Origin of the sequence: Sediminibacterium roseum, from assembly GCF_009939005.1 — a bacterium.
Taxonomy (GTDB): domain Bacteria; phylum Bacteroidota; class Bacteroidia; order Chitinophagales; family Chitinophagaceae; genus Sediminibacterium; species Sediminibacterium roseum.
Window position 1 is genome coordinate 94872 of sequence record NZ_JAACJS010000015.1, and the last position, 22577, is coordinate 117448.

General features: G+C 47.7%; 11 protein-coding genes. All 11 read left to right on the top strand.

Annotated features, from left to right (window positions below; translation table 11 throughout):
• The first annotated feature begins 160 nt into the window (after positions 1-160).
• The 11 genes from GWC95_RS11575 to GWC95_RS11625 all read left to right on the top strand — a co-directional run bounded on the left by GWC95_RS11575 (position 161) and on the right by GWC95_RS11625 (position 22482).
• Positions 161-313 carry a hypothetical protein gene (locus tag GWC95_RS11575; RefSeq protein WP_161818888.1) on the top strand — a complete coding sequence of 51 codons (153 nt, stop codon included), beginning with the start codon at positions 161-163 and terminating at the stop codon, positions 311-313.
• A gap of 20 nt (positions 314-333) precedes the next feature.
• Positions 334-1590 carry an efflux RND transporter periplasmic adaptor subunit gene (locus GWC95_RS19990; protein WP_161818889.1) on the top strand — a complete coding sequence of 419 codons (1257 nt, stop codon included), beginning with the start codon at positions 334-336 and terminating at the stop codon, positions 1588-1590.
• A 122-nt stretch (positions 1591-1712) separates the two neighbouring features.
• Positions 1713-2390 carry an ABC transporter ATP-binding protein gene (locus GWC95_RS11585; RefSeq protein ID WP_161818890.1) on the top strand — a complete coding sequence of 226 codons (678 nt, stop codon included), beginning with the start codon at positions 1713-1715 and terminating at the stop codon, positions 2388-2390.
• An 88-nt stretch (positions 2391-2478) separates the two neighbouring features.
• Positions 2479-4959, top strand: coding sequence for an ABC transporter permease (locus GWC95_RS11590; RefSeq protein WP_161818891.1), 2481 nt, complete (start codon positions 2479-2481; stop codon positions 4957-4959).
• Between the two features lie 22 nt (positions 4960-4981).
• Entirely contained in the window at positions 4982-7342 is a 2361-nt protein-coding gene (locus GWC95_RS11595) for an ABC transporter permease (protein WP_161818892.1), read from the top strand.
• Positions 7343-7537: 195 nt separating this feature from the next.
• On the top strand, positions 7538-9931 hold the full coding sequence (locus tag GWC95_RS11600) for an ABC transporter permease (RefSeq protein ID WP_161818893.1): 2394 nt from the start codon (positions 7538-7540) through the stop codon (positions 9929-9931).
• A 166-nt stretch (positions 9932-10097) separates the two neighbouring features.
• Complete coding sequence (locus tag GWC95_RS11605) at positions 10098-12482, top strand: ABC transporter permease (RefSeq protein WP_161818894.1); 2385 nt, start codon at positions 10098-10100, stop codon at positions 12480-12482.
• A gap of 156 nt (positions 12483-12638) precedes the next feature.
• Positions 12639-15059, top strand: coding sequence for an ABC transporter permease (locus tag GWC95_RS11610; RefSeq protein WP_161818895.1), 2421 nt, complete (start codon positions 12639-12641; stop codon positions 15057-15059).
• 48 nt (positions 15060-15107) lie between these two features.
• Positions 15108-17465, top strand: a complete 2358-nt coding sequence (locus tag GWC95_RS11615) for an ABC transporter permease (protein ID WP_161818896.1) — start codon at positions 15108-15110, stop codon at positions 17463-17465.
• A 90-nt stretch (positions 17466-17555) separates the two neighbouring features.
• Entirely contained in the window at positions 17556-20003 is a 2448-nt protein-coding gene (locus GWC95_RS11620; RefSeq protein WP_161818897.1) for an ABC transporter permease, read from the top strand.
• A 49-nt stretch (positions 20004-20052) separates the two neighbouring features.
• Complete coding sequence (locus GWC95_RS11625; protein ID WP_161818898.1) at positions 20053-22482, top strand: ABC transporter permease; 2430 nt, start codon at positions 20053-20055, stop codon at positions 22480-22482.
• Positions 22483-22577: the final 95 nt, after the last annotated feature.

Here is a 22577-nt window from a genome sequence, read left to right on the forward strand (position 1 = left end):
ACTTTAGATAAAACCGTACCAAATGCACTGTATCAAAACCGGACACTTCCTGTACCGTATGCGTACAGTGTTCGGCAAAAGCTGAAAATAAAACATTGAAAATCAATATAGTTAGGTTTTGGCACAATCGTTTCTTACACATTCCTGAAATTTTTTGACCATGAAACACATTATGCAACATCCGGCCCGCGTGGCAACCATCCTGCTGATCGCGGGAACGCTGGGATTATTGTTCCTGATGCGCGCGCATTCAAACAATGATTCGGCTTGTTCTGGTGAAAAAGCAAGCCTTGGCATCATCAAACTCATCTAAGAAACATAAAAACCAAAACAGTGGACAGAGTCATTCAAAAGAAAAAATGGAGTACAAAACGGATCCTCACGATCGTTGGCATTGTTGGCGTGGCTGCCTTGATCTTTGGCGCATGGTATTTTACATCGGGCAATTCCAAACTGAATGTAGATACAGACCGCATCACCATCAGCGAAGTTAAAAAAGGGCCTTACAAAGACCTGATCCCTGTAAACGGTATCGTATTACCCATCACGTCCATCTACCTCGATGCAACCGAGGGGGGCCGCGTGGAAGAGAAATACGTGGAAGACGGCGCAATGATGAAAAAAGGCCAGCCCATCCTCAAATTGTCGAATACCAACCTTCAGCTGAGTTTGGTAAACCAGGAAACTTCCGTTTACAACCTCCTCACGCAGATGCAGATCTCAAGGAATGCTGCGCAGCAGAATACGGTTAACAAACTCAACCAGATGACGGATGTGGAGAGCCAGCTCACCGAAGCCGAACGCCTGTATAAACTCAACAAACACCTGTACGAACAAAAAGCGATCGGCTCACAGGAGTTCAAAACATCCGAGAACAATTACAATTACCTGAAACAAAAGAAACAACTCACCAACAAGATCCTTCAACAGGATTCCGCTTCCAACCAGCAGCAGCTGGAGCAGGCAAAACAATCTTATGCAGGATCGCAGAATGCTTTGTCTGTGATGCGCAAAAAAGTGGGCGACCTGGTTGTTCGTGCGCCTGTTGACGGACAACTCACCGCATTGGACGCAGAGATCGGCCAGAACAAAAGAGAGGGCGAAAGGCTCGGGCAGATAGATGTGCTCAGCGGCTTTAAAGTGCGCGTAGACATCGATGAACATTATATTTCACGCGTTTTCATCGGGTTGGCGGGTACGTTCTCATTTGCAGGAAAAGACTACAAACTCAAGATCACAAAAGTATTTACGCAGGTAACCGGCAGCCGTTTCCAGGTAGATATGCAGTTTGAGGGGGCGGTGCCGCAAGGCATTCGTCGCGGACAAACGCTGCAGATCCTCCTTGCACTGAGCGACGAAACAACGGCGATCCTTGTTCCGAAAGGAGGTTTCTACCAACAAACCGGTGGCAACTGGATCTATAAGTTAAATGAAAGCGGAACCATCGCATACAAAACAGAGATCAGGCTCGGCAGGCAGAACCCTGATTATTACGAGGTGCTGGAAGGATTGAAACCGGGCGATAAAGTAGTTACATCCAGTTACGAAAATTATGGAACGATGCAGGAACTCGTTCTGAAGAAACCTTAAACGCGGTTGATACAATTACAGTTGACGGATGAAGGTTTGCGGGTTGGAATGATGACCCGCAGCCGAACATCCGGAGAAAAAAAACACATTAACCATTCAACACTCACAAAAAACACTGAAACATGATAAAGATCACCGACCTGGAAAAAGTTTACCGCACAGACGAAGTGGAAACGATTGCGCTCAACAAACTTTCAATCGAAATCAAAAAAGGAGAATTTGTTGCCGTGATGGGCCCTTCGGGTTGTGGCAAATCAACTTTGCTGAACATATTGGGTTTGCTGGACGACCCCGATGCGGGAAGTTTTATTTTCAACGGCATCGAGATCGCGAAATTCAACGAGCGCCAGCGTGCCGACCTGCGCAAACACAACATCGGCTTCGTGTTCCAGAGTTTTAACCTGATCGATGAACTTACTGTTTTTGAAAACGTGGAGCTTCCGTTGATCTATACCGGCGTAAAGGCCGCAGACAGGAAAGCGAAAGTGGAAGAAGTGCTTGAGAAAGTACAGATCATGCACCGCCGCAACCACTACCCGCAACAGTTATCAGGCGGACAGCAACAACGTGTTGCCGTTGCCCGCGCCGTGGTAAACAACCCGAAACTGATCCTCGCCGATGAGCCAACGGGTAACCTCGATTCATCAAACGGAAACGAAGTGATGGAACTGTTGACAAACCTGAACGAGCAGGGCACCACCATCATCATGGTAACGCACTCGGAACACGATGCGCGTTACAGCCACAGGATCATACGAATGCTGGATGGACAAACGGTTACAGAAAACATCCTGGTGTAAGCACCTGCGGCGATGGTATTCATCAAAGAAGCATCAATGACTATTAAAATTGCCGGCCCTTTAATTACCAACTACTAATGTTAAGCAAATGATCAAGAACTATATCAAGATCGCCTGGCGGAACCTCTTCCGCAACAAGGCGAACAGTATCATCAATATTGCCGGCTTATCGATTGGTATTGCTTGTGTTGTACTGATTACGATGTTTGTGCAGGATGAAAAACGATACGACCGCTTCTTTAAAAAAGCGGACCGGATTTACCAGGTAAACCTTGATGCGGTAATGGGCGGACAGGCAGCCTATATCTCCAATACGCCGCCCACCATCGGCCCGGCGTTGAAGAGAACGTTCCCCGAAATTGAAACCTATACCCGTTATTTTGTAATGGGCCGCGAAGTGATCAGTACCAGCAATGATGTTGCGGAACCGAAACACTTTACAGAAAGCAAATTTCTCGCCGTTGATTCCAATTTTCTGGAAGTGTTCGATTACGGATTCAAACAGGGCAACGCAACGAGTTGTTTTGTTGAACCGCATTCCATCGTACTCACGGAAACAACAGCCAAAAAATATTTCGGGAACGCAGACCCCATTGGCAAAAACCTGGTACTGGACGAATACAGCGAACCGTTCAAGGTAACTGCGGTGCTGAACGACCTGCCCGCACAGGCTTCCATTCAATTTGACCTGCTGATCCCGACCAGCGCCTGCCCGCCGGTAAAACGCTTCAGCTGGAGCTGGATCTGGTGCCAGATGAATACCTACGTGGTATTAAACAAAACGGCCGCGGCAGACAAACAGAGCATGCAAACGCTCGAAGCCAAGTTCCCAGAAATGGTGAGAACGCAGGCAGCCACTGCATTCAAACGCATCGGCCAGCCGTTTGACGAGTTCATCAAGAAAGGCGGCAAATGGGATTTTCACCTCATGCCGTTAACCGACGTGCACCTCCGCTCCGCCGGCATCAGTTCTCCGTTCCTCACAACGTTGAGCGATATCAAATACATCTACATTTTTTCCGCCATCGCTTTGTTCATCATGGTACTGGCCTGCGTCAATTTTATGAACCTGAGCACGGCCCAATCGGCAAGAAGGGCAAAAGAAGTGGGGATAAGAAAAGTATTGGGATCAAGAAGAAAACAACTCATCAAACAATTCCTCGCGGAAGCATTGCTTTATAGTTTTATTTCCGCGATCATCGCTATGTTCCTCGTGGCGCTGCTGTTGCCCTTGTTCAATTCCATTTCAGGGAAAGAACTGGTGTACAGCACGATCTTCACTTCACAAACCTGGTTGTTTGTGATCCTGTTAACGATTGTTACCGGTTTACTTGCGGGAAGCTACCCGGCATTCTATCTTACCGCGTTCAACCCGGTAAAAGTGCTCAAGGGAAACTTCTTCTCCAAAAGCCTTTCCAGTTTGTTTATCAGGAATGGATTGGTGGTGTTCCAGTTCACGGTTTCCGTCGCGTTGATCATCTGTACCGTGGTCGTGTTTCAACAACTGAAATACACCAAACAGATAGACATGGGATTGAAGAAAGAGAACGTGGTGATCATCCCTAATGCCGAAAAACTCGAAAACAACGCCGCGCAGGTTTTCAGGCAGGAGATCCAGGGCATCGGTGGTGTGAAGTTCGCGGGTTTTTCTTCGAGCGTTCCTACAGCAAATGCGTTCGGCGATTTTTACGTGCCCGAGATCAATGGCGTAAAAGAACCGCTTGCAAAAGACATCGGCCTTAGCTCGTATATGGTGGATGAATCCTTTATTCCTTCATTGAACATACAGCTGGTCAAAGGAAGGAACTTCTCCAAAGAATTCAACGACTCCGCTTCTGTGATCGTTAACGAAGCAACGGTAAAACAGATCGGCTGGAAAGAACCGCTTGGCAAATTCATCACTTACTCCGGCAACAACAACCAGCGTTTCCAGGTGATCGGCGTGGTAAAAGATTTTAATGTTGAATCGATCCGCTCCGCGATCGGCCCGTTCGCTTTGTTCAACCTCAGTTCCAAAACCTACAGGCTCAGAACCGGGTTCATCATCGCAAAGATCGACGACAAAGACATACAGGGAACCCTGCAGCAGATGGAATCGAAATGGAAACAATTGGCTCCCTCTATTCCATTTGAATATTCTTTCCTCGATAAAAATTTTGAGAACCTCTACCGGGCAGACCAGAAACAGGGTTTTGTATTTGGCGTATTCACCTGTCTTTCCATCATCGTTGCCTGCCTGGGCTTGTTTGGCCTGTCGATGTATACCGCGGAGCGCCGCACCAAGGAGATCGGCATACGAAAAGTACTGGGCGCATCGGTAGAGAGCCTGGTGGCATTGCTTTCAAAAGAATTCATCAAACTGGTTTGTATCGCCATCCTCCTCGCCTTCCCCATCGGTTGGTGGGCGATGAACAAATGGCTGCAGGATTACAGTTATCACATAAACATAAGCTGGACGGTGTTTGCACTGGCCGGAACAGCCGCATTCATCATCGCCCTGCTGACAGTCAGCTTCCAGGCGATCAGGTCTGCTTTGCTCAACCCGGTGAAAAGTCTCAGAAACGAATAAACACGCTTTCAAACTGAATGATATGATCAGGAACTATCTGAAAATCGCCCTCAGGAACCTTTTGAAAAACAAAGGGTTTTCTTTCATCAATGTGATAGGATTGTCGGTTGGTATGGCCAGCGCCATACTGATCCTTTTGTGGATCAAACATGAGATCGATTACGACCAGTTCCACGAAAAGAAAGACAGGATCTTCGAAGCCTGGAACAAGGATACTTTCAGCGGAGAACTGCATTGCTGGAACACGACCCCAAAAATTTTCGCAAGAACCGTTGAACGCGATTTTCCCGAGATAGAACAGGCCACCCGCGTGAGCTGGCCCAGGCAATACCTGTTTTCCATCGGCGAAAAAAGATTAACGGTACAGGGAAATTTTGTTGACTCCAACTTTCTCAACATGTTCTCGTTCCCGCTGCTGAAGGGCGATCCGGATCTCGTGCTGAAGGATATGTTCAACATCGTTCTCACAGAAAAATGCGCCAAAAACCTGTTTGGCAACGAAGAACCGATGGGAAAAACCATCCGCATCAACGACAAAGATAACTTTACAGTTACGGGCATCCTCAAGGACCTTCCCAACAACACGCGTTTCAAATTCGATTACATTCTTCCCTGGGCGTATGCAAGGAAACAGGGCGACGACGACGAATCATGGGGCAACAACTCAACACGCAATTACGTGTTGCTGAAGCCAAACGCGTCGCTCGCCTCATTGGAGCCAAAACTGCGTTACATCAAACGGAAATACGACAAGGATGAAAAGACCAATGAAATGTTCCTCTACCCCATCAGCCGATGGCGCCTGTACTCCCGTTTTGAGAATGGAAAGGAAGATGGCGGGCTGATCGACTTTGTAAAAATGTTTGCCGTGATCGCAGCCTTTATCCTGCTGATCGCCTGCATCAACTTTATGAACCTCAGTACGGCAAGAAGCGAGAAACGCGCAAAAGAAGTAGGCATCCGGAAAGTGGTTGGCGCCAACAAGGCCTCGCTCATAGGCCAGTTCCTCGGCGAATCGATCCTCATCGCCTTCCTAGCCGGTTTGGTAGCGCTGCTGATCGTACAATTATCGTTGCCTGCATTCGGAAAACTGACCGACAAAATATTGTTCATCGATTACGGTAACATTTACTTCTGGTTGCTGTTTATAGGATTTATCATATTCACCGGGGTGATCGCGGGAAGTTACCCGGCGTTCTATCTATCGGCATTCAAGCCGGTGAAAGTGCTGAAGGGAACATTCCTGAAATCGAACAGGGTGGTAACGCCAAGAAAAGTGTTGGTGGTACTGCAGTTCACATTTGCCATCATACTGATCATTTGCACCACCATCGTTAAAGAACAGATCCAGCATGCGCGCAACAGGGACACGGGCTACGACAAGGAAAACCTCGTTTTTCATTCATTGACCGGCGACCTGCGGAAGAATTTCCCGCTGTTGAAAAATGAGCTGCTTGCATCGGGCGTTGCGAGCGCCGTAGTAAAAACGAGTTCGCCCATCACACAAGGCTGGAGCGATAGCTGGGGATTTGAATGGGAAGGCAAGGCGGTAGATGATAAAACAGATTTCGACAGGTTCTGTGCGGAAGATGATCTCGGTAAAACCATCGGCCTGCAATTTGTGCAGGGCCGCGATTTTAACCTCAAAGAGTTCCCAACCGATTCATCCGGTATGATCCTGAACGAGTCTGCCGTAAAGGCGATGGGATTCAAAGACCCCATCGGCAAAATTGTAAAGGATGGAGACAAGCCCTATCATGTAGTGGGTGTGATCAAGGACTTCATTCTTCAGTCGCCTTTCCAACCAATGAAACCAATGGTGATCGAAGGTGCGAACGGCTACTTCAACATCATTCACATGAAACTGAACAACCGGAACGCAACGGCAGACAACCTGAAAAGAGCGGAAGCGATCTTCAAAAAATACAACCCGCAATACCCTTTCGAGTACAAGTTTGTTGACGAGGATTACGCATCCAAATTCAAATCAGAACAACGCACCGGAACGTTGGCCGCATTGTTTTCGGGGCTCACCATCTTCATCTCCTGCCTGGGCCTGTTCGGACTGGCAGCATATATGGCGGAGAGCCGCATCAAAGAGATCGGTGTAAGAAAAGTGTTGGGTGCATCGGTAACGGGCATCACCACCCTGCTCTCCAAAGATTTTGTGAGTCTCGTAGTGATCGCCTTCGTAGCTGCATCACCTGTAGCATGGTGGTTCATGCACAACTGGCTGCAAAGCTATCCATACCGGGTAACCATCGAGTGGTGGATCTTCGCTTTCGCCGCGATACTCAGCATCCTGATCGCACTCATCACCGTTAGCTACCATGCGATAAGAGCAGCGACAGCGAATCCGGTGAAGAGTTTGAGAACAGAATAAACCGATGATTAATAATTAATAATTAGGAATTAGTAATTAATAATTATAGTGAGTATGAATAATTGATTAATTGAAAAAATACATCTAACAAACACATAAAATCTAACAACCAAATAAATAAAATAAAACAGAAAGGAATTATTAAACCCCAATTATTAATTCCTAATTCCTAATTACCAATTAACTACCGGGTTTATGATAAGGAACTACCTCAAAATCGGATGGCGCAACCTGACAAGGAATAAATCTTATGCGTTCATAAATATTTTCGGGCTCTCATTGGGCATTGCCTGCAGCATTGTGATCTTCGCGTTTGTAAGCTACCAGTTGAGCTTCGATACGTTCCACAAGAACAAGGACCGCGTTTACCGTCTTGTAACCGAGTGGCACGATGATGAAGTGGGCCACTCTGCTGCAGTGCCAAGTCCGCTGGGAAGGGCGTTCCGTAGCGAATATACTTACGCAGAAAAAGTGGCGCGTGTGATCGATTACAACGATGCACTGGTTGCCATTCCCACAGGAAAAGAACTGAAAAAGTTCAACGAAGAGCCAGGTGTTGTGTATACAGAACCCGCGTTTTTCGACATCCTTGATTTCCCGTTGCTGAAGGGTGATAAAAAAACCTTCCTGAACAACCCGAACTCAGCGGCCATTACTGAAAAACTTGCAAAAAAATATTTTGGCAATGAGGACCCGATGGGAAAAACCATCCGTGTAAACAACCATACGGATTTCCTGATCACGGGAGTATTGAAGGATCTTCCGCCAAACACAGACCGTCGCCAGGAAATATTTTTATCCTACCAGAACCTGAAAGCGCAAAGCACATGGATCGCAAACGACAGCAGCTGGGGCGGTGTTTACAGCGGCAGCCAGTGTTATGTTTTGTTGAAACCGAATGTTACACCCGAACAAGCCAATGCCGGTCTCAAACAACTGGTGATGAAGAATTACACCGGCCGCGACCAGAAAGTATGGTTCTTCAAACTGCAGCCGCTGAACGATGTGCATTTCAATACAGACTTTGATGGCGAAGCCGATAAAAAATATTTATGGGCATTCTTCTTTATCGGTTTGTTCCTTATCATCACGGCATGCGTAAACTTCATCAACCTTGCAACCGCGCAGGCGCTGAACCGATCAAAAGAGATTGGCATAAGGAAAGTATTGGGCAGCCTGCCTTCGCAGGTGTTCTGGCAATTCATTTCCGAAACAGCATTGATCACACTGTTCGCCATTGTACTGGCACTTGGTTTCGCCTATTTCGCATTACCGTTTGTGAATGGGTTGTTCCAGACACAGATCACGCTGCACCTGTTCAGCAATGTACCATTGCTCCTCTTCCTGTTGGTGGTGGGCGTGCTGGTCACCTTCCTGTCGGGCTCTTACCCGGGATTGATACTGGCCAGGTTTCAACCAGTGCTCGCTTTGAAAAGCAAGTTGTCGCAGAAACACATTGGTGGCTTCTCATTACGGAGGGTGCTCGTGGTTACACAGTTCGCCATCTCGCAAATGCTGATCATCGGAACCATCGTGATCGCGAGCCAGATGCGTTTTACACAGACAACGGACCTCGGGTTTAACAAAGACGCCTTGGTAATGCTCCCGCTCCCGATCAACGATAAAGTGAAGATGAACACACTACGCACCCGCGTGGCAGGGGTGAACGGTGTTGAGAACGAAGCGCTTTGCCTCGGCGCGCCGGCTTGGGGATCGAACAACAACACGAGCGCCCGCTTCGACAACAGGGATGCAGATGAGCACTGGAGCATCAACCTCAAATATGCCGACGACAACTACCTGAAAACGTTTGGCATCAAGCTGATTGCCGGAAGGAATATATTCCCTTCAGACTCCATCAAGGAATTCCTGGTCAATGAAACTTTCATCAAAAAGCTGGGCCTCACCTCCCCTGACCAGGTAATCGGGAAGCGCCTCGCCATAAACGGGGGTTCACAATCCGCGCCGATCGTTGGTGTGGTGAAAGATTTTTACAATTACTCGTTTCACAGTACCATCTCGGCGATCTGCATCATGACGAGCACACAGAACTACCGCAACCTGGCCGTCAAGATCAACATGAAAAACGCGCAGAGCACATTAGCGTCTTTTGAAAAGATATGGAACGAAACCTATCCTGAGTATTTCTATTCGCACCAGTTTGTAGACGACAGGATCCGCCGTTTTTACGAGCGTGATACGGTGATGCTGAAACTGATCGAGGTGTTCGCAGCGATCGCGGTGCTGATCGGCTCATTGGGGCTGTACGGATTGGTTTCATTCATGGCCGTTCGAAAAACGAAGGAGATCGGCCTGCGAAAGGTACTGGGCGCAAGCATCAAGAGCATACTCTGGTTGTTTGGAAAGGAGTTCACGAAATTATTGCTCATCGCATTTGTGATTGCATCACCGGTGGCATGGTGGGCCATGACAAAATACCTGCAGGATTTTGAACACAAGATCAAGATCAGCGCCGGCATTTTCGTACTGGCCATCCTGTGCACGTTCACGATCGCTGCGCTAACAGTGGGTTACCGTTCCATAAAAGCCGCGTTGACAAACCCGGTGAAGAGCCTAAGGACAGAATAAATTAATAATTAGCAATTAATAATTAATAATTATTGATTGCTGATCACTTGAAAAGTAATCAATAGTTACTAATTGTAATAGTTACTGATTGGCAAGCACCAGTTCTTAATTACAATTGATAATTACTAACTACTAATTCCTAATTACTAATTATACAATCGGGGTTATGTTAAAAAACCATCTCCACATCGCTCTCCGCAACCTAAGGCGGAACAAGGCGTACACGTTTATCAACGTTGCCGGGCTTGCATTGAGTATGGCCTGCGGGATATTGATTTTTACGATGGTCAAATACCACAACGGGTTTGACAATTTTCATGCGGATTCTGACCGCATCTACCGCGTTGTTACCGAGCAGCACCGCGATGCGGTCTCGTACACCAACAGTGTGCCTACCCCGCTTGGCAAACAATTCCGGCAGGATTACACGTATGCGGAAAAAGTTGCGCGAGTGGCAAGGTTCAACAACCTGCTCATCACCATTAAGAACAGCGGCGGCGGCAAGAAGTTCATGGAAGAGCACAGCGTTGGATTTGTAGAGGGCGGGTATTTCGACATATTCAATTTCCCCTTTGCAATGGGCAACAAACAAACTGCCCTGGCCGAGCCCAACACGGTGGTGATCACGGAGCAGATGGCAAAAAAGTACTTCGGAAATGAAGACCCTCTCAATAAGATCATCACACTTGAGAATAGTATTGATTTTAAAGTAACCGGCATACTGAAAGACCTGCCGGTCAATACGGATAACAACACCCAGGTATACCTCTCCTATCCAACGCTCAAAACCTTCAACAGCTGGCTGGGCAGCGATGATGCGTGGGGCGGCATCAACAGCGGCATGGAATGCTTTGTGAAATTACTTCCCAATGTACCGCCGTACCAGGTTGAGAATGCATTGCAGACCTACGTAAAAAAATTCAGGCCACGCGCCAAAAATGTGCATCATTACAAACTGCAGCCGCTTTCAGACATTCATTTCAATGCCAGGTACGATGGCGTGATGGAGAAAAAGAACCTGTGGGTGCTCACCTGCATTGCCTTGTTTCTCATTGTTACCGCGTGCATCAACTTCATCAACCTCGCTACCGCACAGGCGATGAACCGGTCAAAAGAAATTGGCATCCGCAAAGTGCTTGGCAGTTTGCGCGGACAGCTTTTCTGGCAATTTATCACCGAAACATTTTTTATCACGTTGATCGCCGCCATTGCGGCCATCGGCCTGTCTTATCTCGCGTTGCCCGTAGTGAACAACTGGTTCCGCTCGCAGATGAACCTCAATCCGTTGAGCGACCCGATCTTGCTGGGCTTTATAGGCGCACTCATCGTTGTCGTTACATTCTTCGCCGGCTCTTATCCCGGGTTGATCCTGTCGGGCTTCAAGCCGATCGTGGCGCTGAAAAACAAAATCACGCAAACACAGGTGGGCGGGTTAAATACCCGCAGGTCGTTGATCGTAACCCAATTTGCCATTTCACAGGTGCTGATCATCGGGATGATCGTTATTGGACTGCAGATGCATTACGCTACAAACTCCGATATGGGTTTTGCGAAAGACGCGATTGTGATGATACCAACAGTGGAGGAAAACCTTACCACCATGCGCACCATGACCGACCGCTTCCGCAAAATACCGGGTGTTGAAAAAACATCCCTGTGTTATGGGGCACCCGCATCCAACAGCAACTGGACAACCTCCATGCGGATCGACGATAATACAGAAGAAGAAGTATTCAAGATCAACGTGAAGTCTGCAGACAACAACTATGTTTCAACCTTCGGACTTCAGCTGGTTGCGGGAAGAAATATCTTTCCGTCCGACAGCGCCACCGAATACATCGTAAACGAAACACTCGCCCGGAAATTAAACCTTACCAACGACCAGCTCATCGGGAAAATGCTGACGATCAACGGACGGATAAAGGCCCCGATCGTTGGGGTGGTCAAAGATTTTCACGACCAATCCTTTCATTCTGATATCAATCCCGTGGCGATCGCATCCACCCCGCAGAGTTTTAACAACTATGCAGTGAAGATCAATATGGCCGATGCAAAGCACACTCTCGCATCGCTCGAAAAAATATGGTCGCAGGCAAACCCCGATAAGGTTTACCAGTTCGAGTTCCTCGATGAACAGATCGCTTCTTTTTACCAGACGGAACAACTGATGCTGAAACTCATTGAATCGTTCGCCCTTATTGCAATATTGATCGGTTGCTTCGGACTGTACGGACTGGTCTCTTTCATAGCCGCACAAAAAACAAAAGAGATCGGCATCCGCAAAGTATTGGGCGGAACCATTGCACACATTCTCTGGATGTTTGGAAAAGAATTTTCAAGGTTGATCCTGGTTGCCTTTGTAGTTGCCGCGCCTGTTGCATGGTGGCTCATGAGTGCATGGCTAAAGGATTTCAAATACCCTGTAAAACTCAGCATCTGGATGTTCCTTGTAACCATTCTGGCCACTGCGGTCATTACAGGGATCACGATCAGTTACCAATCGATCAAATCTTCACTGGCAAATCCTGTGAAAAGCCTGAGAACAGACTAAATTAATAATTAGTGATTAGTAATTAGTAATTATTGATCGCTGATTACGAAAGGTGTTGATCAATACTAATTGCTAATTACTAATTCCTAATTCCTAATTATAAATCAGAGCCTTAAATCGGAATAAGACAACGTTTAACAATCTAAATCCTCTGTCATGTTCAGAAACTATTTCAAAACCGCGCTGCGCGCCCTGCTGAAAAACAAGACCTATAGTCTGATTAATATCGTTGGGCTGTCGGTGGGCACGTTGTGCTGCATCTACATCTTACTGTATGTGCAGGAACAGTACAGCTACGATAAGCACCACCGGCAGGCCGAATCTATTTACCGTATCACAACAGACCTTACACTATCTGGCGACAGGCGCCTGAATGCAACATCCTCCCCTCCCATTGCCCCTGCGATGAAAAAGGAATTTGCGGAAGTGGCGGAATATACACGCATCGTGCCTACCATCAGCGTCAAAAAGCACCTGTTGTTGTACAACGACAAAAGCCTGTACGAAGAAGATGCGGTGTTTGTAGACTCCGCGTTCTTTAATGTGTTTACCTATCATTTCATCGGTGGGATACCATCGCGTGCCGTTACAGATCCCTACTCCCTTGTGTTGATGAAGGGCACTGCCGATAAATTGTTCGGCAACGAGGATCCTGTGGGCAAAGTGATCGATATAGACAATTCATACGGCAGGCACGCGTTCAAAATTACAGGCGTAATCGATGAACGGCTTGGCAAAACGCATATACATGCAAACTTATTTATGTCGATGAACAGCGGCGGCATCGGAAGCTATGCTGCTGACAATAATACATGGTCGGGAAACAATTTTGCATCATCCTATGTAAAACTAAACCCGAACAGCGATGCGGCGGCCCTGGATAAAAAACTACCCGCTTTTGTCAATAAATACGGGCAGGTGCAGTTAAAAGATGCAGGGATGAAGAAAGATATCCATCTTCAACCCATCACTGCCATTCACACATCGGGCGGTTATGCGCATGAATTAAGCAAAACAACAAGCACCTCCTTCTTGTACCTGCTGATGCTGATCGCAGTAATGATCCAGGTGATCGCATGCATCAATTTTATGAACCTCTCTACGGCAAGAGCATCGAAAAGAGCAAAAGAAGTGGGTGTAAGAAAAGTAGTTGGCGCAGACAGGTGGGACCTGGTTAAACAATTTCTCAGTGAATCTATGCTTTTGTCGCTGACTGGCGTCCTCATCGCACTCCCTCTTTTGTTATTGGCATTGCCCTACCTGAACAGGATCACGGAATCGGGTGTAACCTTATCTCTTTTCAGCAGTTATCAAACATGGTTGATATTACTCGCGCTGGTACTTACCACAGGCCTGATCGCCGGAAGCTATCCAGCGTTTTACCTGTCTGCTTTCAAAGCGATCAAAGTGATCAAGGGCAACTTTACAAACCATGTATCCGCTTCAGGTATACGGCGTTCGCTGGTGGTGTTCCAGTTTTCGCTGTCGATCGTCCTGATCATCTGTATCATCATCATACAAAGCCAACTGCATTTTATCAAAAACAAGGACCTTGGATTTGACAAGAACCAAAAACTCGTTTTCAATTTCTACACGGATGCCCCTAAGAAAAACATACCTGCTTTTATCAACGATGTGCGTGCGTTGTCGGAAGTAACATCCGTCAGCAGGGCGAACAACTTCCTGGGGCAATTCGTGCCCAACGACCACGGCGTGTTCCTGGAAGGCGGCAACCGCGCCTCTTCGGCAGATGCGCAGAACATGACCACGGATGAACATTTTGTAAAGACAAACGGCATCAAACTGGTTAGCGGACGCGATTTCAGGAGCAATGATTCCGGACGTGTATTGATCAACGAAACACTCGCCAAACGTTTGGGCCTTACACCGGCAAAAGCGGTGGGCACAAAACTGTACAGCGACGGGGATGGCGGCGGCACGTATTCCGTAGAAGTGGCCGGGGTGATGAAAGATTTCAACTACAATTCACTGCGCGACGACATCAAACCCTTCATGCTGGTTTATGGCGCCGATGCCAACCTGCCCATTGTGGTTCTCTCCGCGAACAGCCCGGATTACAAATCGCTGATCGGCAAAATAGAAACCGCGTGGAAAAGAAATTTCCCTTCCGTTCCTTTTGAATATAAATTCCTGGACGAGGAAATACAGCATCAATACGAGGCCGAGCTTACCGTTTCAAACATCATCAATTCTTTTACACTGATGGCGGTGCTGATCTCGTGTCTTGGTTTATTCGGGCTCGCTGCATTTAGTGCCGAGCAGAGAAAAAAAGAGATCGGTATCCGCAAGGTATTGGGCGCAAGTTCACTGAACCTTACCGCATTGTTATCTGCGGATTTCCTGAAACTCGTGCTGGTTGCCATCCTGATCGCCTCACCCGTTGCCTGGTGGGCGATGAACAAATGGCTGCAGGCATTCACCTACCGTGTGCCGATCAGCTGGTGGATGTTTTGCGCAGCCGGAACCATCGCGATCATCATCGCATTGATCACGGTAAGTTTCCAGGCGATCAAGGCAGCGGTGGCGAATCCTGTGAAGAGTTTGAGAACAGAATAGTTCCAATTAATAATTAGTAATTAGAAATTAATAATTAAATCCGTTATCATGCTGAAGAATTTTTTCAAGACCACGTTCCGTACGCTTTGGAAAAACAAAACGTACAGCTTCCTGAATATCTTCGGCCTTGCCATAGGGGTTGCATGCGCGGGACTGATCTTTTTGTGGGTGGAAGATGAGATGGGCTACGACAATGTATATGCGAAAAAGGACCGCCTGTACAACATCCGCACCAACCAGACCTACGATGGCAATACCCGCACATTTACCTCTTCACCGGGGCCCATGGCGGAAGCGATCAAAAAAGAGATCCCGGGTATTGTGAATACGGCAAGGCTCAACCGTACGCAGGCATTGTTCAGCGTGGGCGACAAGGCCATCTATGAAAAAGGATGTTATGCGGATTCGGCATTGTTCAGCATGTTCACCATGGAGTTTGTGCAGGGATCCATCGCCAATGTTTTCAAGGATGTGAACTGCATCGTGATCACCAGAAAAATGGCGGCGCGTTTTTTTGGCGAGGGCCGGCAGGTAGTGGGCAAGTCCATCAGATTCGACAACAAGCAGGATTACCTGATTACCGGTGTAGTGAAAGACGTGCCGGCGAATACCTCATTCCAGTATGAGTGGTTCATCCCCTTTGAAGTATACTTTAAAATGCGCAGCGGCAATTTATCGCGGTGGGGCAACAACAGTACAAACACCTATGTGGAAGTTGCGCCGAATGCCAACATTGCAGCCATCAATGCACAGCTGTATGGTTTCATCCAGAAAAGGGAAACGGGTGCCAATGCACGGGCCTTCCTGTTCCCTATGACCGATTGGCGCCTGCGCGATCGTTTTGAAAGCGGCAAGCAGGTAGGTGGAAGGATCGAATACATCAACATGTTCAGCATCATTGCCTGGATCATCCTGCTGATCGCCTGTATCAATTTCATGAACCTTTCCACCGCGAGAAGTGAGAAACGTGCAAAGGAAGTTGGCGTAAGAAAAGTAATGGGCGCCGAAAAGAAAACACTGATCTGGCAATTCATTTTTGAGGCGATATGCATGTCGTTTTTATCCGTTGCCGTGGGTGTGATCATCATCGCCCTTGTATTACCCGCATTCAATACACTGGTAGAAAAACAAATGACCTTATCCCTGTTTGATCCGGCACACATCACTTCCTTGCTGGGCATCGCCTTGTTTTGCGGGATAGTGGCAGGAAGTTACCCGGCGTTTTATCTCTCCTCCTTCAATCCCGTACAGGTATTGAAAAGCATCAAACAAAGATCGGGCAGCGCCGCATGGATCAGGAAAGGGCTGGTGGTAACACAGTTTACGGTTTCCATTGTTTTGATCATCGGCACCATCATTATCTTCCAACAGATCAGGCACGTGAAGGGCCGCGATCTCGGCTATAACAAAGACAATCTTATTTCCATCGATGCACGCGGTGATATGATCAAAAACTACAGCGTGATCAGGCAGGAACTCCTGGGCAGCGGACTCATCGAAGAAGCCGGCCTGAACAGTTTCAACACCATGAACATCGGGAACAACGGGTCGGGTTACGACTGGAACGGGAAAGACAAAAGCAAAGACATCCTCATCTCCAACCGCAACATCACCGCGCAAATGATCCCCACCCTCGGCCTGCATTTTAAAGAAGGGCGCAATTTCAACACGGATGCAGCGGCGGATACTTCAAATATTGTGATCACAGCATCACTCGCCAAACTCATGGGCGCCGGTTCTGCACTGGGCAAAAAAATATACGATGGTTCCAACTATTTTGAAGTGATCGGTGTGGTGAATGATTTTGTATATGGAGATATGTACGGACAAAGCGACCCTGTCATATTCTTCAACAATCCAGCCGCAGCAAAATACCTGTACGTTCGCATCAAACCACAAACAGATCCGCAAAAAGCCCTGGCAACACTGGAAGCGGTGCTGAAGAAAAACAACCCCGCCTACCCTTTCGAATACAGTTTTGTAGACGACCAGTTCAACCAGCAATTCAAGGCAGAAATGCTCATCAGCACTTTGTCGAGGGTATTCGCCCTGCTTACAATCATCATTTCATGCCTGGGTCTGTTCGGACTTGCGGCATATACAGCAGAACGTAGAACCAAAGAGATCGGCATCCGAAAGGTATTGGGCGCAAGTGTAACGGGCATTACAGGGCTGTTGTCAAAAGACTTCCTGCAACTGGTTTTCATCAGCACATTGATCGCTTATCCATTGGCCTGGTGGGCGATGAACAAATGGCTGCAGGGTTATGCTTACCGGATCAACATCAGCTGGTGGGTGTTCCTCATCGCAGGTGCGGGCGCAATGGTGATCGCGCTGGCCACCATCAGCTTCCAATCGGTAAAGGCGGCGCTGATGAACCCGGTAAAAAGTTTGAGGACGGAATAAAGGTTGAATGGTGAATGCCGCATTCACAGTTTACACAACTGTTCATCATTGATCATCCATTATTGAAGATTCACGAAAACACAACGAACTATGTCAACACAACCAACCTCCGCATGGATCGGCCATTACCTGAAGACAACATTCAGGGCAATGCAAAAGAACCGGCTGCACAGTTTTCTGAATATTGCGGGTATGTCGGTTGCATTTACCTGCAGCATACTTTTGCTGCTGTCTGTATACAACGACCTGTCTTACGACCAATTCCACGAAAACAAAGACAAGCTGTTCAAGGTTTACAATTTCTCCAGCAAGACCGACGGTGTTGAGCTCAGCAACACGATGGGCTTCCCGATGGGGCCGGCTTTGAAATCGGAGAACATAGGTATACAGAAATCTACAAGGATAAAAAACGGCGGGAACAAGATCAGGTACAAACAAAAAGAGCTGGATATCTCAACCACTTTTGTTGACAACGATTTTTTCAGCATGTTCAGCTTTCCCATTCTCAAAGGCAATCACAGCTCCCCTTTGGGCAATTTATCTGACATTGTATTGAGCGACGAAACGGCTGCAAAAATATTTTCGAGCGATGAGGATCCTGTTGGAAAAACGATCGAGGTAAAAATGGGAGGCGAATGGAAATCGCTCGTGGTCTCAGCCGTGATCAAGGCAAAACCGCAAAATTCATCGATTGGTTATGCAGCACTTGTACGGATAGAACTCGACAATAATTATGCGGCACAAAAGGACCAGTGGTTTACACAGCACCATTCCGTTTACGTACAGCTCGCACCCAACACTACGCAGGCCAATGTTGAGCAGCGGCTGCGGGCCTTCAGTAAAAAATACATACCGACAGACGAACAGTATCTGAGGGAAAAAGGATACATACCCGATGCGCGCGGCGACATGGAAGGCATCCGGTTGCTGCCCATCTCCGATATCCATTTTAATGCAGAGATCGGAACGGGAAATACAACGAGCCGCTCGTTCCTTTATATTTTAATTCTTACAGCGGTGGTGATACTGGTGATCGCCTGTTTCAATTTCATTAATCTGAACATCGGTATTTCCTTTACGCGATCCAAAGAGATCGGGATACGCAAATGCCTGGGCGCAGGTAAATCACAGATCTGGCTGCAGATCTGGGGCGAGAGCCTGGTTACCGCTTTCATAGCCATGGCGATCGGCATTGTTGCCAGCCTTCTCCTGGTAAAAGGTTTCAACAAATTGTTTATTACGCGGATCGACAGCTCACTGCTTTACCAACCGCAGATCGTGCTGTTGCTGCTGGCCATACTAATCCTGGTTTCTTTTTTTGCGGGCAGCTATCCTGCGTTTGTAATGACGAGACTGAAAACAGTAGAGATACTCAAAGGCAAGATCTCGATGAAAAGCAATGGCCTGTTCAGGAACACGCTGGTAGCCGTGCAATTCATGATCGCAACGATCCTGATCTGCACAACGATCGTTATTTACGAACAGTTCCAGCACCTGCGCAAGGCGCCGCTGGGTTACAATACAAGTTCGATCGTGAGCGTTCCGATCAACAATGAGGCCAATGGGAAGAACATCGTGAGGCAAATGCGTATGCGCCTCGCTTCGCAAACCTCTGTTGTGGGTGTAACCGGAACATCCGTCAACCTCGGGCTCGGCACAGACGGAAGCGTGAGCAAATGGAGCTCCACTTTTGGCTACAAAGGAAAAGATGTACAGACCTCCTGGGTTACCGCCGATGTTGATTTCCTCAAAACGATGGGCATCGCACCAAAAGAGGGCCGCGACCTTTCCTCGGAATACATGTCGGATACAGCCAACGCTGTGATCGTTACAGAAAGCATGGCCAGGCAACTTACCGGCGGATCCGCTGTAGGGCTTTCTTTTTTCTCAGACAGCAGCAAACCCAAATGGAACGTAGTGGGTGTGATCCCCGACTTCCATTTCTACTCTATGTACCAGTCAACCGAACCGCTTACCATCCGCGTCACTGCCGGAAATGAAATGAGTTATGCGTTGATAAGAGTAAATACCAATAACCCCGCCGCGACAATGGATCTGATTAAATCTGTGTACGCGGAAATAGAACCCCGTAAGGAATTCAGAGGATCCTTTGTAAACGAGAATGTGGACCGTTGGTACGAAAATGAAAAGCGCCTGTCTAAAATGTTTTCGATAGCCGCATCTGTTGCCATTGTGCTTTGCTGCATGGGATTGTTCGGCATAACATTGATCGTTATCGCGCAGCGCGTGAAAGAGATCGGTGTGCGCAAGGTATTGGGCGCCTCCGTTACCGGTATCGCCGTATTGGTTTCAAGAAGTTTCATCCGCCCGGTGATCGTGGCCATTGTGATCGCATCGCCCGTGGCATGGTGGATCATGCAGAAATGGCTGCAGGATTTTTCGTACCGCATCACCATCAGCTGGTGGATGTTTGCCTTAACCGGTTTTACTGCGTTGCTCATCGCGGTCATGACCATCAGTTACCAGGCGATCAAAGCAGCATTGGCAAACCCGGTTAAAAGCCTGAGAACAGAATAAACAGTAAGGCGTTTGGCAAAACAAACGCCTGGCTACAAACTCCAAAACCATGATAAAGAACTATTTCAAAATGGCCTGGCGCAACCTGATGAAGCACAAATTCATCTCCTTCATCAACCTGTTTGGTTTAACGATGGGGCTTACCTGTTGTTTGCTGATCACTGTTTACATTTTTCACGAAACAAGTTTCGACAAATACAACAAAAACGCAAACAGGATCTACCGGATCACACGATCGTTCAACAACAAAGACGGCGCCGTTACGCTGCGGCTGGGAACGATAGCACCTGCTTTCGGGCCGCTGCTTCTGAACCAGTTCCCCGATATCGAAAAGATGACACGGGTATTGATGCAGGGCAAAACACCGGTACGCTATGGCGATAAAATTTTCAACGAAGACGGTGTTGCTTTCGCAGACGAGAACCTGTTCAATGTTTTCAGTGTTGATGTTACAAAAGGCAACCCCGCAAAGGCACTCTCGGATCCGTATTCAGTGGTTTTATCGGAAACCGTTGCCAGGAAATATTTCGGCAGCGAGGACCCCGTGAATAAAATGATCAAATTAAACAACCAGTTGAACCTGAAAGTAACGGGCGTTTACAAATCATTTCCCTCCAATGCACATTTTCACCCGGAGGTAATGGTCTCGTTCAAGACACTTAACGACAGCACGGTTTATGGCGAAAAAAGGTTGCAGACCAGTTTCAGCAACAACTCGTTTTTAACATATATCCTGCTGCCCGAAAACTATCCTGCAGCAAATATCGAGGCGCAGTTCCCTTCGTTCCTCGATACAAAGGTGCGCCTCGGCGGGCCGGATGCCGTAGCCACCTCGAAGATGACGACCCTGCATCTTCAAAAACTCACCGACATTCATCTCCGCTCGCACCTGGATTACGAGGCGGAGGAAAACGGCGATATCAAACGCGTGTACATATTTTCGGCCATTGCTCTGATCATTTTGCTGATCGCGTGCATCAACTACATGAACCTGTCCACCGCAAGGTCAACACTTCGTGCAAAAGAGATCGGCATCCGTAAAGTGGCCGGCGCAACGCGCAGGGAACTGATCTCGCAGTTTCTCAGCGAATCGGTATTGGTATCGGGCATGGCCATGCTGCTGGCAATCGCAGCCGCTTCATTGGTCGTTCCTTCTTTGAATAAATTATCAGGGCTTCATCTGTCCATCCAACCTTTGCTTACCTGGAAATGGATCACGGTGTTTTTGCTGATCCCAGTGGTTGTTGGTTTTGTTTCCGGCATATACCCGGCATTGTTTATGTCGGCCTTTCAACCGGCAAAAACATTAAAAGGCCTGTTCAGGGTGGGCGGAAAAACCATTTCGTTGAGAAAATCGCTGGTAGTGGCCCAGTTTGGCATTTCTATCGTACTGATCATTACTACGGCCGTTGTGTTTCAACAATTGACATACATGCAGAATGCAAAAATGGGTTACAACAAAGAACAAGTGCTCGTGGTTCCGTATTATTTCAACAACAACAGCCAATACGAATCGTTCAGGAATGAACTGATGAACACAAGCGGCGTAAGGAACATGGGCCGCTCCTCAAGAATTCCTACGGGAAGGCTGCTCGATTCGTACGATGCATCAACCGAATCAGGCGATTCCCTGCAGCCTGTGCATACCGAGTTAAAATACCTCGCTACCGATCACGATTTCATTCCTTCTTACGGAATAGAAATGGCGGCAGGACGAAATTTCTCCCGTTCATTCTCTTCAGACACAACAGGCTTTGTAGTCAATACAGCCACCGTACAAACGCTGGGTTGGGGCACGCCGGAAAAAGCGATTGGCAAAAACTTCAAATACGGAAGCGTTAAAGGGAAGATCATCGGCGTAACAAAAGATTTCCATTTTGAATCGCTGCACCAACGCATCGTTCCCATCGTGATGGTATTGTTGAGACCCGAACAGAACAATTACAACCAGCTCTCTGTAAAACTGAACAGCACCAACGCAGAGGGCTCCATAAGATCGATGGAAAAACTCTGGAAATCGTACCTGCCGGAAATTCCGTTCGAATACAATTTCATGGATGACAATTTCAACAAATTATATGTTTCGGAACAAAGACAAAGCAAGCTGTTCACCATTTTCTCGTGCATTGCCATTTTCATTGCGTGCCTCGGACTGCTCGGCCTCTCCTCTTTCTCCATCACGCAACGCGTAAAAGAGATCGGCATCCGCAAAGTGCTGGGGGCGGGTACGGGAACCATCGTGATGCTTTTGTCGAAAGACTTTTTGAAACTCGTAGGCATTGCGGCTGTGCTCGCCTTCCCGCTGGCATGGATCGCGATGAACCGGTGGCTGTCGGATTTTGCATACCGCATCTCCATCAGCTGGTGGATCTTCCTCCTGGCCGGTGTGATCGCAGCAGCCATCGCACTGCTCACCGTAAGCATACAGGCCATCAAGGCCGCAATGGCCAACCCGGTGAAGAGTTTGCGGACAGAATAGCGGCCCTTAAAGAGTGTCCGTTTTCGGACACTTTATTGTCCGCATGCGGACACCATCGTTTTTCATACATTTGAAAACCCTTGCTGGCAAAGGGT